Source organism: Burkholderia sp. COPS, from assembly GCF_019425585.1.
Taxonomy (GTDB): Bacteria; Pseudomonadota; Gammaproteobacteria; order Burkholderiales; family Burkholderiaceae; genus Burkholderia; species Burkholderia cepacia.
The window spans coordinates 159,975-173,995 of the sequence record NZ_WIXR01000034.1; the positions used below are offsets into that span (position 1 = coordinate 159,975).

The window sequence follows — 14,021 nt, forward strand, 5'->3', positions numbered from 1 at the left end:
GAGAGAGACGGGGCGGCGTCACACCCCGAGCAGGTCGTGCAGGGTCGGCATCTTGCTTTCCAGTTCGGCCGCCTGGAAATGTTCGACGATGCTGCCGTGCTCCATCACGTAGAACCGGTCGGCGAGCGGCGCCGCGAAGCGGAAATTCTGTTCGACCATCACGATCGTGTAGCCGCGCGCCTTCAGCGCGACGATCATTCGCGCCAGCGACTGCACGATCACCGGCGCGAGGCCTTCCGAGATCTCGTCGAGCAGCAGCAGGTTCGCGCCGGTGCGCAGGATCCGCGCGACCGCGAGCATCTGCTGCTCGCCGCCGGACAGCCGCGTGCCCTGGCTCTGCCGGCGCGATGCGAGGTTCGGGAACATCGTGTAGATCTCGTCGATCGACATCGCGTGATCGCGCGGCCCGATCGGCGGCGGCAGCATCAGGTTCTCCTCGCACGACAGGCTCGAGAAGATCCCGCGCTCCTCCGGGCAGTAGCCGACACCGAAATGCGCGATGCGGTGTGTCGCGAGGCCGATCGTCTCGTTGCCCGCGACCTTGATCGACCCGCTGCGGCGGCCCGTGAGGCCCATGATCGCGCGCAGCGTCGTCGTGCGACCCGCGCCGTTGCGGCCGAGCAGCGTGACGACCTCGCCGCGATGCACCGTCAGGTCGACGCCGTGCAATATGTGGGATTCCCCGTACCAGGCCTCCAGGCCCGTGATCTCCAGCGCGGGCGTACCGCTTTCGACGCCGCTCAATTCGCGTTCCTCCCGTTCGCTGTGCTTCATGCGTGCGCCCCCGCGAGCGCCGCGTCGGCGCTGCCCATGTAGGCTTCGATGACGAGCGGATTCTTCGACACTTCCGCATACGAGCCTTCGGCCAGCACCTCGCCGCGCTGCAGGACGGTGATCGTGTCGGAGATGCCCGCGATCACGTTCATGTTGTGCTCGACCATCAGGATCGTGCGGCCGCTCGCGACCTTCTTGATCAGTGCGGTCACGCGATCGACGTCCTCGTGGCCCATCCCTTGCGTGGGCTCGTCGAGCAGCATCAGCTCGGGCTCCATCGCGAGCGTGGTCGCGATCTCCAGCGCGCGCTTGCGGCCGTATGCGAGTTCGACGGTCGGCACCTGCGCGAAATCGGTGAGGCCGACCTGCGTGAGCAGATCCATCGCACGGTCGTCGAGCCGCTTGAGCGTGCGTTCGCTGCGCCAGAAATGGAATTCGGTGCCGAGCGCGCGCTGCAGGCCGATGCGCACGTTCTGCAGTGCGGTCAGGTGCGGAAAGACGGCCGAGATCTGGAACGAACGGATGATGCCGCGCCGCGCGACCTGCGCGGGCCGCTCGTCGGTGATGTCGATCCCGTTGAAGACGATCTGGCCGGCCGTCGGCGTCAGGAATTTGGTGAGGAGGTTGAAGCAGGTCGTCTTGCCCGCGCCGTTCGGTCCGATCAACGCATGGATCGCACCGCGACGCACACGCAGGTTCACGCCGTTGACGGCCGTGAAACCCCTGAATTCCTTGGTCAGTCCGCGTGTTTCCAGAATCGTGTCGCCGAGAATCATGTTCCCTTCCGTACGAAGTCAGGCGAAGCACCGGGAAGATTCGCGCGAAGCGGCCGCGAAACACGTCAGCGGATGAGCAGGCTGCCCCGGGCGCCGTGTTACGCCTCGAGGGTGGTCTCCCGCGCCGACGCGTATGCACACTGCGCCACATTGTCTCGCCGTTGGTGCAGTGCAATCATCGGGATTTGCACTTATAGGGCTGGCCGCCATGTCGCACGCGGCTGTGCACGGTTTTTCGCCACGTTTTTTTGACACGTGCATCATCGACCGTTGCCTCTTCGCACGGCGCGGCAGGCACGCAACACGAAAGCCGTGCGACTGCACGACTTGCATGGATCTTGCCGGTGAAGCGACGCAATCGACACGATCGGCGCCGGCAGCTTGTTTCGCATATCGAATCAGCGGGCGTCATCATGACGGCCCGCTGTCGTGCGTGTCAGCGTTCCGTCACGCGGCCGTCGCCGCGGGCTCCGTTCGCACCGTCGTCGCTTCACGCGCCGCGCGGCGATCGGCACGGATCATGTCGCTCGCGCGCTCGGCGATCATCAGCGTCGGCGAATTGGTATTGCCCGATGTAATGAAGGGCATCACCGACGCATCGACGATCCGCAGCCCGGCGATCCCTCGTACGCGCAGCCGGCTGTCGACGACCGCACGCTCGTCGTCGGCCCGCCCCATCCGGCAGGTGCCGACCGGGTGGAAGATCGTCGTGCCGACGGCGCCCGCCGCGTCGATCAGCTCGGCTTCGCTGCGGTACTGCGTGCCGGGCAGGATCTCCTCGGGCCGATAACGCGCGAGCGCCGGCGCGGACGCGATCCGGCGCGTGAGGCGCAACGCGTTCGCGGCGACGTGGCGATCGTGGTCGGTCGACAGATAGTTCGGCGCGATTGCGGGTGCGACACCCGGATCGGCGCTCGCGACATGCACGCTGCCGCGCGACGTCGGCCGCAGATGGCACACGGACGCCGTAAATGCATTGAAGCTGTGCAGCGGCTCGCCGAAACGTTCGAGCGACAGCGGCTGCACGTGGTATTCGAGATCGGGGCGCGTGAGTGCCGGATCGTCGGGATCGGATTTCGCGAATGCGCCGAGCTGCGACGGCGCCATCGACATCGGCCCGCGCTGCAGCAACGCATATTCCGCGCCGATCATCAGCTTGCCCCACCAGTGCGCGGACAGCGTGTTGAGCGTGCGCACGCCTTCGACGCGAAACGCCATCCGCAATTGCAGGTGATCCTGCAGGTTTTCGCCGACGCCCGGCAGATCCTGCACGACGTCGATGCCGAGCGCCTGCAGCCGCCGGCCGTCGCCGATGCCCGACAGTTCGAGCAGCTGCGGCGAATTCACGGCGCCGGACGTCAGCAGCACCTCCGCGCGCGCCCGCGCAACGTAATCGGTGCCGCCGCCGCGATATTCGACGCCGACCGCGCGCCGCCCGTCGAAAATCACGCGCTGCGCGTGCGCGCCGGTGATCACGGTCAGGTTCGGGCGCGCCATCGCGGGGCGCAGGAACGCCTTCGACGTATTCCAGCGCACGCCGCGCTTCTGGTTCACCTCGAAATAACCGACCCCGGAATTGTCGCCGCGGTTGAAGTCGTCGGTTGCCGGGATGCCCGTCTGCTGCGCGGCCTGCGCGAACGATTCGAGGATCTCCCAGCGCAGCCGCTGCTTCTCGACACGCCAGTAACCGCCCGCGCCGTGTGCGTCGCTCGCGCCCGCATGGTGATCCTCGCTGCGCTTGAAGATCGGCAGCACGCTGTCCCACGACCAGCCGGCGTCGCCGGTTTCCTGCGCCCAGCTGTCGTAATCCTCGCGCTGGCCGCGCATGTAGATCATCCCGTTGATCGACGAGCAGCCGCCGAGCACGCGGCCGCGCGGATACGACAGTGCCCGGCCGTTGAGCGCCGCTTCGGGTTGGGTCTTGTACAGCCAGTCGGTGCGCGGGTTGCCGATGCAATACAGGTAGCCGACCGGGATGTGGATCCAGTGATAGTCGTCCTTGCCGCCTGCTTCGAGCAGCAGCACGCGGATGTCGGGATCCTCGGTCAGGCGGTTCGCGAGCACGCAGCCCGCGGTGCCCGCGCCGACGATCACGTAGTCGAATTCGCCTTCGAGCGTGCGTGGAGTACTCACGGCGTGTCCCCTTCTTCGTTGTTGTGCGCCGCGCGGCGCGGTGCCGCGCGCATTTTCAGCATAGTGCGTCGCGGCCCGCGCTGGCGGCCGCGCGACACGACCGATGAAGCGTACTCCCGCCGCCGGCTGACGATCCAATGAGTTATGCTGAACTGCGTTATAAGCCGCGCTCATATCACGACGATGGATCTCACCCTGCTCCGTGCGTTCGCGACGGTCGCACGCGAAGGCAACCTGACACGCGCCGCCGTGCAGCTGCACCTGACGCAGCCGGCCGTCAGCCTGCAGATCAAGCATCTGCAGGAAACGCTCGGCGTCACGCTGTTTACGCGCACGTCGCGCGGGCTCGCGCTCACGCGCGATGGCCAGACCCTGCTGCCGCATGCGGAACGCGCGCTCGCCGCGGCCGCCGACGTACAGCGCGCCGCTGCTGCGCTGCGGCACGAGGTGCGCGGCCGGCTAAGGATCGGCACGATCCTCGATCCGGGCTTCCTGCGGCTCGGCGGCTTCCTGCGCGCGCTCGTCGAAACCCATCCGCAGATCGAAACCGCGCTGCGGCACGGGATGTCGGGGTGGGTCATCGAACAGGTGCGCACGCAGGCGCTCGACGTCGGCTACTACATCGGCCGGCCAGGCGAGGACGATCCGCTCGACGGCGCACTGTTCCACACCGTCACGCTCACGCAGTTCGAGTACCGCGTGCTCGCGCCGGCCGGATGGAAGGAGCGCGTACAGCGCGTGAACGACTGGCGCTCGCTGGCCACGCTGCCGTGGATCTGGACGCCGCCGGCATCCGCGCACCACCGGCTGCTCTCGCGGCGCTTCGCCGACGCCGGCGCGCAGCCGCTCAAGGTTGCCGAGGTCGACCAGGAGCAGTCGATGCTCGATCTCGTCAAATCGGGCATCGGATTGACGCTCGCGCGCGACTCGACCGCGCTGGCCGAAGCGCACGCGCATGCGCTGACGATCGTCGAACGCGTGACGGTGCCGACCGAACTGACGTTCGTGACGCTCGCCGAGCGGCGCGACGAACCGGCGATCGCGGCGGCGCTGCGGCTGATCGAAGCGCAATGGGCGATATGAGCGGCGCTGATGAAAGTGCGCGTTCCGGGCATCGGGCGTCGGGCATCCCGCTGCCGGGCACGACACGCGTCATCGCGCCGCACCCCGCCCCTGCCGTCACGCCACCGTCTCCGCGTTTTTGCTAGATTGTGCGTTCGCACACCGCGAGACCCCGATTGAAGGAGACCCGCATGGCCCGCAACATCGAGATCAAAGCCCGCGCCCGCGAATTCGACCAGCTGCGCGAACAGGCGGCCAAACTCGCGACCGAAGCGCCGCTCTTCTATCGGCAGCAGGATTTCTTCTATGACGTGCCGCGCGGCCGGCTGAAGCTGCGCCGCTTCGAGGACGGCACGCCGGCCGAACTGATCTTCTACCAGCGCGACGACCGCGACGGCCCGAAGGCGTCGTACTACACGCGCAGCCCGGTGACGAACCCCGACGCGATGCACGCGCTGCTCGCCACTGCGCTGACCACGCGCGGGATCGTGACGAAGGAACGGCACGTGTACCTGGCGGGCCGCACGCGCATCCATCTCGACCGCGTCGACGGCCTCGGCGATTTCATCGAACTGGAAGTCGTGCTCGGCCCCGACGACGACGAAGCCGGCGGCGAAGCCGAAGCGCACGCCGTGTTCGCGAAGCTCGGCGTGTCGCCGGACGATCTCGTCGCGGTCGCATACGTCGACCTGCTGAACGCCGACACGCAGCCCGAAGCCGCCTGATCCGGCCCTGCGCCGGGGCGGCGCAACCCGCGCCGCCTTCGACCCTGCCGCCCCGCTGCCGCCCTGCCGCCCCGCTGCCACCGTGCCGTCCTGCCGCCGTGTCAGGCCGCGCCGGGCGCCAGGTGCGCGAGCGGCAGCGCGCCGTTGCGCTTGAAGGTCGTCAGCACGATGTTCGAGCGCACGCTGTCGACGCCCGGCACGCGCATCAGCTTTTTCATCACGAACTGCGACAGCGCGTTCAGGTCGGGCGCGACGATTCGCAGCAGGTAGTCCGCGTCGCCCACCACCGCATGGCATTCGAGCACTTCGGGCAGCACGTCGATCTGCTGCTGGAACTGCTCGATGATCGAATCGCCGTGGTGCTTGAGCTTGAGGCTCGTGAACGCGGTGACGCCGAGCCCGAGCTTTTCGGGCCGGAGCATCACGCGGTAGCCTTCGATCACGCCGGCCGCCTCGAGCCGCTGCAGCCGCCGGCCGATCTGCGACGGCGACAGCGGCACCTCCTCGCCGAGCTGCTGATGCGTCGCGCGGCCGAAGCGCTGCAGCACGTCCAGCAGCGCGAGATCGAAGTGATCGAGTTCCAGCATGAGCATTCTCCGCATTGATCCTTGAATTGATGCGCGATTATCGCATCATCGTGCGAATCGACGCCAATATTGCGCCCATTCCGCGCGCAGCCCGCTCTACACTTGCATGGTTCACAACCGCCACGTGCAGAGCCAGATCATGTCCACCGTCGTCACCGCGAAACTGCAGGAGCAGTTCGATGCGGGCCTCGAAACCCGCGCCGATTTCACCATCGACCAGCCGCTCGCGCGATACGGCCAGGTCGACCACGCGGTGTGGAAGCAGCTCTATGCACGCCAGTCGGCGCTGCTGCGCGGGCGCGCGTGCGACGCGTTCGTCGCGGGGCTCGGGAAGATCGACCTGCCGGCCGATCGCGTGCCGTCGTTCGCCGACGTGAACCGCCAGCTGAAGCCGGCAACGGGCTGGGAGATCGTCGCCGTGCCGGGTCTCGTGCCCGACCGCGTGTTCTTCGAGCATCTCGCGAACCGGCGCTTCCCGGTCACCTGGTGGATGCGCCGCCCCGACCAGCTCGACTACCTGCAGGAACCCGACTGCTTCCACGATCTCTTCGGCCACGTGCCGCTGCTGATCGACCCGGTGTTCGCCGACTACATGCAGGCGTACGGCCGCACCGCGCTCGCGGTCGCCGACGACGAAGCGGCGCTGGCGCGGCTCGCGCGACTCTACTGGTATACGGTGGAATTCGGGTTGATCCGCGATCCGCGCGGCACGAACGGCCTGTCGATCTACGGCGCCGGGATCGTGTCGAGCAAGGGCGAAAGCCTGTACAGCCTCGAAAGCGCGGCGCCGAACCGGCTCGACTTCGACCTCGAGCGCGTGATGCGCACGAAGTACCGGATCGACACGTTCCAGAAGACCTACTTCGTGATCGACGATTTCGCGCAGCTGTTCGCGCTCGCCGACGTCGACGGCCGCGCGCTGGCCGACCGGCTGGCGGCGCTGCCCGAGTTCGCGGCCGGCGCGGTGCTCGATACCGATCGCGTGCTGCATCGCGGCACCGGCGAAGGCTGGCCCGACGACGCCGACGCGTGACCCGCGAACGCGCGCCGATGGTCGCCGGATGGCCGTCCCCGGATGCCCGTCCCCGGATGCCCGTCGCCGGATGGCCGTCCCACAACTATGAAACAATGACCGGTGCCGGCTTCGTCGCGCGGCGCAGCCGCGCGCGGGCGCCGTTACCGAACGAGAGGTGCAAGATGATCCACAAGCTCACATCAGAAGAACGCAAGACCCGGCTCGAAGGCCTGCCGCTCTGGTCGGCCGTACCGGGCCGCGACGCGATCCAGCGCAGCCTGCGCTTCGCCGATTTCAACGAAGCCTTCGGCTTCATGACGCGCGTCGCGATCAAGGCGCAGGAAATGAACCACCATCCGGAATGGTTCAATGTGTACAACCGCGTCGACATCACGTTGTCGACCCACGACGCCGACGGCCTGACCGAACGCGACGTCGAACTGGCGCTTTTCATCGACCTTGCCGGCGCGCACGCGAAACCGGCCGCCTGACACTTTCCTCTACCGCCGCGCGTCCTTCGATGCGCGGCGCGTCAACTTTTCATTTCGATGAACGTTTTCTAGGATGTAGTCAGCGAAAGCCTTCAGCTTTCCAAGCCATCCTTAAGGCGCACGTAAGTCTCGTACGCATTCCGTGCCTTGGGGTCCAAACCTTCCAGTTGCAGCGCGCCTTGGCGCTGTACAATCAGCAGCGCATACGGCTTGGAAAGCGCGCTGGCCTCTTCGCAGAGTTTGAGTTCGTCGCCGCTCGACGGCGAGCGGGCGCGCCAGAAATTGATCGCGGCTTCTAGGTCGTTGATCGAAATATCGGACATGATTGGATTTAATCGTTCGCTGGCCGCCATGCTTGATGTCAGGTGTCGCGGCACCCCTGTGGAAACGGCGTCGTGCTGTCCGCGTGCCTGAACCGCCAACCCATTGTACTTGAGCGAACTTCATGCGACTCCTTCTGATCGAAGACGACCGCCCCATCGCACGCGGTATCCAGAGCAGCCTCGAGCAGGCTGGCTTCACCGTCGACATGGTGCATGACGGCATCTTTGCCGAACAGGCGCTGGCACAGAATCGCCACGAACTCGTGATCCTCGACCTCGGCCTGCCGGGCATCGACGGGATGACGCTGCTCACGCGCTTCCGCCAGACCAACCGCCACACGCCCGTCATCGTGCTGACCGCACGCGACGAGCTGAACGACCGGATCCAGGGCCTGAACTCCGGCGCCGACGACTACATGCTCAAGCCGTTCGAGCCGGCCGAGCTCGAAGCGCGCATCCGCGCGGTGATGCGCCGCAGCGGCCCGCACAGCGACATGCCGCGCCCGGAAGTGTCGCTCGGCGGCGTCCGCCTGTCGGGCGTCGATCGCCGCATCTTCAACGACGACAAGCCGCTCGAACTGTCGCCGCGTGAATTCGCGGTGCTCGAAATGCTGCTGCTGCGTCACGGCCGCGTCGTCAGCAAGGCCCAGCTGCAGGATCACCTCACGCACTTCGGCGGCGATCTCGGCGACACCGCGATCGAAGTCTACGTGCACCGCGTGCGCAAGAAACTCGAGCAGTGCCGCGTCGAAATCGTCACGGTGCGCGGCTTCGGCTACCTGCTGCAGGAAATCCGCCAGACGGCGAGCGTCTGAACGGCGGTGCGGCGCATCGGCCGGCCTCGCCCGCCGGCGCGCCCACCCTGCCCGCATCGCCGCCCGGCGTACGACCGCGCCGCTCCCCGTGAGCGGCGCTTATCCATTTGCCCGTCGAAATGTCACCTGATCCGGCTGTGACCACCAGCCTGCGCCGCTCGCTGCTTCGGCGCCTCGCCGCCCCGTTGTCGATGCTCGCACTGATGAGCGGCCTGATCGCCTACTGGCTCGCGTGGCAATACACGCAGCACGTGATCGACCGCTCGCTCGCCGATCTCGCGACCGCCATTTCCAAACAGATCCAGATCGCCGGGCCCGACGCGCCGTTCACGGTGCCGCCGCTCGCGCAGGCGATGTTCTCCGATCCCGCCGAAGCGCTGATCTACCGGATCAGCGACGGCGAACAGGAACTCGCCGGCGATCCGAAGCTGCCGCTGCGGGGCATCAACGTGCGCCGCATGCATCACGCATACGTGTTCGAGGCCGAATACGACAACCGCGCGGTACGGGTCGCGCAGGTGCGCGTCGACAACGTCGAGGGCGGCAAGCCGATGGTCGTCGAGGTCGCGCAGCCGGTGCGGCACCGCTACCGGATCGCGGCCGAATTCCTCGTCGCGATCATGATGCCGCTGCTGCTGCTGCTGCTCGCGGGCTGGGGCATCGTGTGGCGCGTCGTCAACCAGCAGCTCGGCCCGCTCACGCATCTGGCCGATTCGCTGAACCGGCAGACCCACACGTCGCTGGAACCGGTCGACGAAACCGAGGTGCCGCTGGAAATCCGGCCGCTGACGAGCGCGATGAACGCCCTGCTCGGCCGCCTGAAAACCGCGCTCGACGCGCAACGCAAGTTCATCGCCGACGCCGCGCACCAGTTGCGCACGCCGCTCACGGCCGTGAAGCTGCACGCGGAGCAAGCGGCCGTTGCACGTGACCCGCACCAGACCTTCGCCGCGGTGCGCGAGCTGCGCGCGGCCGCCGACCGCGCGGTGCGACTGTCGAACCAGTTGCTGTCGCTCGCTCGCGCGGAACCGGGCGAGCAGGCCGCGCGGTTCGTCGACGTCGACCTCGCGGCGATGGCATTCGAGACGGGCGCCGAATGGGTGCCGCGCGCACTCGCGTCGCACGTCGACCTCGGCTTCCAGCGCACCGACGATCCGGGTGACGACGAGAAGCTGGTCGTGCGCGGCAACCCCGTGCTGTTGCGCGAGGTGATCGCGAACCTGCTCGACAATGCGCTGAAGTACGTGCCGCTCGCGCGGCCGGACGGTGCGCGGATCACGGTGAATGTCGCGCGCGGTGCGCTCGAGGGCGGCCAGCCGGCCGCCGAGATCGTCGTCGAGGACAACGGCCCCGGCGTGCCCGCCAACCAGCAGGCCGACCTGTTCAAGCGCTTCTTCCGCGGCGACGCGCAAAACGGCAACGGCGTCGAGACGGGCGCCGGGCTCGGCCTCGCGATCGTGCACGATATCATCGCGATGCACGGCGGCACCGTATCGTACGAGGATGCGTCGGAAGGCGGCTCGCGCTTCGTGGTGAGGGTGCCGCTGGCTGCACGCACGGACAAGCCGGCCAGCGAAACCCCGGCCGCCGAGTCGACGCACTGAGCGATTCGCGGCGGGCAGCCCCTGGCCGGGCCGCGCGCCGGATGACGACGGCGGAAAACCCGGCAGCAAGCCGCATGATGCGGCAGCCGGGCGCTGAAACGGCAGCGGCAGCGCACGATGCGCCGCCGCCTGCGTCACTTCCTGTTTTTCTTGTCCTTCGAACGGGACTCGGACTTGCCGTCCTTCTTGTCCTTCTTCTTTTTCTTCTTGCCGCCGTCGTCGGGCGTCGCGAGCAGCGTGCCGCGGCACGACGTTGCGCCGCAATGGCACGCGTATTCACGCTTGAGCGACTTCGTCAGCTTCGCGTCGATCACGAGGCCGTAGTCGTAGAACAGCTCCTCTTCCGGCCCGATGTCGCGCAGCGCGTGAATGTACACGCGGCCTTTGACTTCCTCGGCTTCGCAGTTCGGTGCGCACGAGTGGTTGATCCAGCGCGCGCTGTTGCCGTCGATCTTGCCGTCGATCACCCCGCCCTCGTCCAGTGCGAAGTAGAACGTATGGTTCGGTTCGCTCGGGTCGTGCGGATGACGACGCAGCGCTTCCTTCCACGAAATTCGTTCGCCCTTGTATTCCACTACGCGCTCGCCGGCCTTGATCGGCGCCACGGCGAACACGCCCTTGCCGTGTACTCCCGAGCGGCGCACCGCGATCCTGCGTGAACTCATCGACCGAATCCTTGTGAAAACGACTTGAATGGGGGCGGCCGCGATCGCGGCCTCGCGCCGCGCAAAACGAAAACGCGGCACCGGTCGGTGCCGCGTCGGGGCATGCGGCGAATCACCCGCATCCTACACGTTCACGATTGCTTCGTTCAACATCACACGCAATATTGCGCGTGCGATGCTCAACGCTGGCCGAAAGCGACGTCGCCGAACAACGCCTTGTGCTCGCGCGGCTGCGAACGCCAGTACTGCGGGGGCGCCGTCACCTGCGCACCGAGCTCGGCCGCCGCGTGCCACGGCCAGCGCGGGTCGTACAGCATCGCACGCGCCATCGCGACGAAATCGGCATCGCCGGCCTCGATCAGCCGGTTCGCATGCGCAGGCTCGTTGATCAGCCCGACGGCAACCGTCGGCATGCCGACCGCACGCTTCACCGCCTGCGCGAACGGCACCTGGTAACCGGGCGACAGCGGAATTTTCTGCAACGGCGACACGCCGCCGGACGACACGTCGATCCAGTCGCAGCCGCGGCGCTTCAGTTCGTGCGCGAACGCGATCGTATCGTCGAGCTCCCAGCCGCCTTCGACCCAGTCGGTGGCCGACACGCGCACGCCGACCGGCCGGTCCTCCGGAAACGCCGCGCGCACGATCTCGAAGATCTCGAGCGGAAAGCGCATCCGGTTTTCGAGCGAGCCGCCGTATTCGTCGGTGCGCCGGTTCGCGAGCGGCGACAGGAACTGGTGCAGCAGGTAGCCATGCGCCGCATGCACCTCGATCGCGTCGATGCCGAGCCGTGCGGCACGCTTCGCCGAGGCCGCGAACGCTTCACGGATCCGGTTCAGGCCGGCGGCATCGAGGGCGAGGGGCGGCGTCTCGCCGTCCTTGTGCGGCACCGCCGACGGCGCGTGCGGCAACCAGCCGCCGTCGGCGACCGACACGAGCTGACCACCCTGCCACGGCACGTTGCTCGACGCCTTGCGCCCCGCGTGCGACAACTGCATCGCGACGCGGATCGGCGAATGCTTGCGGATCGCGGCCAGCACGGGCTTCAGCGCGGCTTCGGTCACGTCGTCCCAGAGGCCGAGGTCACCATGCGTGATGCGCCCGTCCGGTTCCACCGCGGTCGCCTCGATGCAGAGCAGCCCCGCGCCCGACAGCGCGAGATGGCCGAGGTGAATCATGTGCCAGTCGGTCGCTTCACCGCGCTCGGCCGAATACTGGCACATCGGGGAGATCACGATCCGGTTCGGAAGAGTCACGCCGCGCAGCGTGAACGGGGAAAACAGCGCAGTCATGGAGGCCGCTCGCCAGGAAAGGAAAGAGCGAACGAGCGTAGCACGCAGGCCGCAAGCGTGCTGACGGCGCATGCGGCAGTAAGCGGATGGTCAGGTACGGCTCGAGGCGGGTTGCCGGCGACGCGGCCAACCGCGCGCATACGGCGAGGCACCGGCCTGCAACGGACGCGGGCCGGACAACCGCTTCGCGGCAAACGGCGCCGCCGCTTGCCGCGTCAGAGCCCGACGCCGTCGAGCCACTCCGCGAACATCCGTCGCGCGGCCGCCTCGAGCGCGGGGCCGTGCTGCGCGGTATCGGCGCGCAACTGGCGCGCGTCGATGCCGGGCGTGGCCGCGATTTCGCCGGCGTTGGCGATCAGCCACGGTTCGAAGCGGTCGGTGCGGATTTCCGGATGGCATTGCAGCGCCAGCACGTGCTGGCCCCACGCGAATGCCTGGTGGCGGCAGGCCGGTGTCGACGCGAGATGAATCGCACCGCCCGGCAGGTCGAACGTGTCGCCATGCCAGTGCAGCATCGACGTCGCCGCGCCATCGAGATGGCGCAGCGGCGATGCGCGGCCGGCATCGGTGAGCGTCAGCGGCGCCCAGCCGAGTTCGTGCTGAGCGGCCGGGTAGACGCGCGCGCCGAGCGCCCGGGCGATGAACTGCGCGCCCAGGCAGATGCCGAGGATCGGCAGCCCGGCGTCGATGCGCGTGCGCACGAGCGCCGCGAGCGGCGCGATCGTCGGATACTGCGCGTCGTCGTACACGCTGAGCGGGCCGCCGAGCACGACGAGGAGCGACGGTTCGAGTACGTCGAGCACCTCGAAGCGCGATGACCCGACGTCGACGTAGCGCACCCGCCGCCCCCGTTCGCCGAGCACCTGCTCGAAGCTCCCGAGATCCTCGAAGTGCACGTGGCGGATCGCCACGACTTCAGCGTTCATCATCGGCCTCCCGGTCGATCGACGGACGTCAGCCGGCGAAAATCTTCCAGGTCTTCTTCTGCGTTGCCGCGTCGGCTTCTTCCTGCACCGAGCAGTCGAGACGCAGATCGCTGTCGGACATCGAGATGTCGAGCGCCGCGCAGTGATGCACGGTCTTCTTCGACAGCTTGCCCGGCTGGAAGTGGGCGCACGTCAAGCACATGCGCTGCGGCGGCGTCGCACCGGCCACCTGCAGTTCGCGCAGCGTCTTCAGCAGCGCGCGATACAGTGCGCCCTGCTCGTCCGCGCCAAGCTTGCCGACGGCTTTCGTCAGGAATTCAGGCCATTGCAGCGCCTTCTTCGCGGCCGTGCGGCCACGGGCCGACAGGCGCACGGCCAGTGCACGGCCGTCGTCCAGCGCGCGGCGCTTCTCGACGAGACCCTTCGTCTCGAGCGTACTGACCGCATCGCTCGTGGTCGCCGCGGTCAGCTGCGTCTCGCGCGCGATCTCGCCGAGCCGCATCGGGCCCTTGCGTTGCAGCAGCAGCACGAGAATCTCGCCCTGCGTCGGCGTGAGGCCAGCGCCTTCCGCCCAATCCCATGCCTGGCTTCGCATGGCCGTACTCAACCGCAGCAGGCTGTGGGTCACACGTCCCGAAGCCTGATTCCCGTAAACGCCTTCGCTCATAGTCTTTTCGCTTTGCCGCCGCCCGGTTTGCCGAGCGGCCGTAGTGTGGAGATCGAATGTCTATCTCAAAACAGACACGCTCTTGCGAGTGCGTCAGCACGGCCGTCGCGAGGGCACACGCGGCGGTCGCGTTCGCGGCGACCGGTAAGACACGCATCGTTCCGGT

Annotated in this window: 15 protein-coding genes; 6 read left to right on the forward strand and 9 right to left on the reverse strand. The window is 67.6% G+C overall.

Annotation, left to right across the window (positions count from 1 at the left end; translation table 11 throughout):
- Window positions 1-18: 18 nt before the first annotated feature.
- The 3 genes from FOZ70_RS26365 to FOZ70_RS26375 form a co-directional block, all read right to left on the reverse strand.
- The gene (locus FOZ70_RS26365) at window positions 19-774 is read right to left on the reverse strand and encodes an ABC transporter ATP-binding protein (RefSeq protein WP_021160427.1); all 756 of its coding nucleotides are present in this window, start codon (window positions 772-774) and stop codon (window positions 19-21) included.
- Entirely contained in the window at window positions 771-1,550 is a 780-nt protein-coding gene (locus FOZ70_RS26370; RefSeq protein WP_021160426.1) for an ABC transporter ATP-binding protein, read from the reverse strand. The genes FOZ70_RS26365 and FOZ70_RS26370 overlap by 4 nt, the downstream gene beginning before the upstream one ends.
- Before the next feature lie 447 nt (window positions 1,551-1,997).
- Complete coding sequence (locus tag FOZ70_RS26375; RefSeq protein WP_059591567.1) at window positions 1,998-3,683, reverse strand: GMC family oxidoreductase N-terminal domain-containing protein; 1,686 nt, start codon at window positions 3,681-3,683, stop codon at window positions 1,998-2,000.
- Window positions 3,684-3,866: 183 nt separating this feature from the next.
- Between FOZ70_RS26375 and FOZ70_RS26380 the strand changes: the two genes are divergently transcribed.
- Entirely contained in the window at window positions 3,867-4,766 is a 900-nt protein-coding gene (locus tag FOZ70_RS26380) for a LysR family transcriptional regulator (protein ID WP_042975630.1), read from the forward strand.
- 170 nt (window positions 4,767-4,936) lie between these two features.
- On the forward strand, window positions 4,937-5,470 hold the full coding sequence (locus FOZ70_RS26385; RefSeq protein WP_048023987.1) for a class IV adenylate cyclase: 534 nt from the start codon (window positions 4,937-4,939) through the stop codon (window positions 5,468-5,470).
- 101 nt (window positions 5,471-5,571) lie between these two features.
- Here FOZ70_RS26385 and FOZ70_RS26390 read toward each other — a convergent pair whose 3' ends face one another.
- The gene (locus tag FOZ70_RS26390; RefSeq protein WP_006408082.1) at window positions 5,572-6,057 is read right to left on the reverse strand and encodes an Lrp/AsnC family transcriptional regulator; all 486 of its coding nucleotides are present in this window, start codon (window positions 6,055-6,057) and stop codon (window positions 5,572-5,574) included.
- A gap of 139 nt (window positions 6,058-6,196) precedes the next feature.
- On the opposite strand from FOZ70_RS26390, the gene phhA reads away from it, so the two are divergent.
- Both phhA and FOZ70_RS26400 read left to right on the forward strand, forming a co-directional pair.
- On the forward strand, window positions 6,197-7,090 hold the full coding sequence (gene phhA / locus FOZ70_RS26395; RefSeq protein WP_219707188.1) for a phenylalanine 4-monooxygenase: 894 nt from the start codon (window positions 6,197-6,199) through the stop codon (window positions 7,088-7,090).
- A 95-nt stretch (window positions 7,091-7,185) separates the two neighbouring features.
- Window positions 7,186-7,563 (forward strand): 4a-hydroxytetrahydrobiopterin dehydratase, encoded by a 378-nt coding sequence (locus tag FOZ70_RS26400; protein WP_021160420.1) that lies wholly within the window; start codon window positions 7,186-7,188, stop codon window positions 7,561-7,563.
- Between the two features lie 92 nt (window positions 7,564-7,655).
- Here FOZ70_RS26400 and FOZ70_RS26405 read toward each other — a convergent pair whose 3' ends face one another.
- On the reverse strand, window positions 7,656-7,886 hold the full coding sequence (locus tag FOZ70_RS26405; RefSeq protein ID WP_021160419.1) for a DUF3717 domain-containing protein: 231 nt from the start codon (window positions 7,884-7,886) through the stop codon (window positions 7,656-7,658).
- A 122-nt stretch (window positions 7,887-8,008) separates the two neighbouring features.
- Between FOZ70_RS26405 and FOZ70_RS26410 the strand changes: the two genes are divergently transcribed.
- Both FOZ70_RS26410 and FOZ70_RS26415 read left to right on the forward strand, forming a co-directional pair.
- Window positions 8,009-8,701: a response regulator transcription factor gene (locus FOZ70_RS26410; protein WP_006401494.1), complete on the forward strand. Its 693-nt coding sequence runs from the start codon at window positions 8,009-8,011 to the stop codon at window positions 8,699-8,701.
- A 119-nt stretch (window positions 8,702-8,820) separates the two neighbouring features.
- The gene (locus FOZ70_RS26415) at window positions 8,821-10,305 is read left to right on the forward strand and encodes a sensor histidine kinase (protein WP_048023988.1); all 1,485 of its coding nucleotides are present in this window, start codon (window positions 8,821-8,823) and stop codon (window positions 10,303-10,305) included.
- 134 nt (window positions 10,306-10,439) lie between these two features.
- Here FOZ70_RS26415 and FOZ70_RS26420 read toward each other — a convergent pair whose 3' ends face one another.
- The 4 genes from FOZ70_RS26420 to FOZ70_RS26435 form a co-directional block, all read right to left on the reverse strand.
- Entirely contained in the window at window positions 10,440-10,970 is a 531-nt protein-coding gene (locus FOZ70_RS26420) for an SET domain-containing protein-lysine N-methyltransferase (RefSeq protein ID WP_042975626.1), read from the reverse strand.
- Window positions 10,971-11,149: 179 nt separating this feature from the next.
- Window positions 11,150-12,262 (reverse strand): NADH:flavin oxidoreductase/NADH oxidase, encoded by a 1,113-nt coding sequence (locus FOZ70_RS26425; protein WP_219707189.1) that lies wholly within the window; start codon window positions 12,260-12,262, stop codon window positions 11,150-11,152.
- 215 nt (window positions 12,263-12,477) lie between these two features.
- Window positions 12,478-13,188: a glutamine amidotransferase gene (locus FOZ70_RS26430; RefSeq protein WP_042975637.1), complete on the reverse strand. Its 711-nt coding sequence runs from the start codon at window positions 13,186-13,188 to the stop codon at window positions 12,478-12,480.
- Window positions 13,189-13,216: 28 nt separating this feature from the next.
- Window positions 13,217-13,855 (reverse strand): MarR family winged helix-turn-helix transcriptional regulator, encoded by a 639-nt coding sequence (locus FOZ70_RS26435; protein ID WP_027788730.1) that lies wholly within the window; start codon window positions 13,853-13,855, stop codon window positions 13,217-13,219.
- Between the last annotated feature and the right edge of the window lie 166 nt (window positions 13,856-14,021).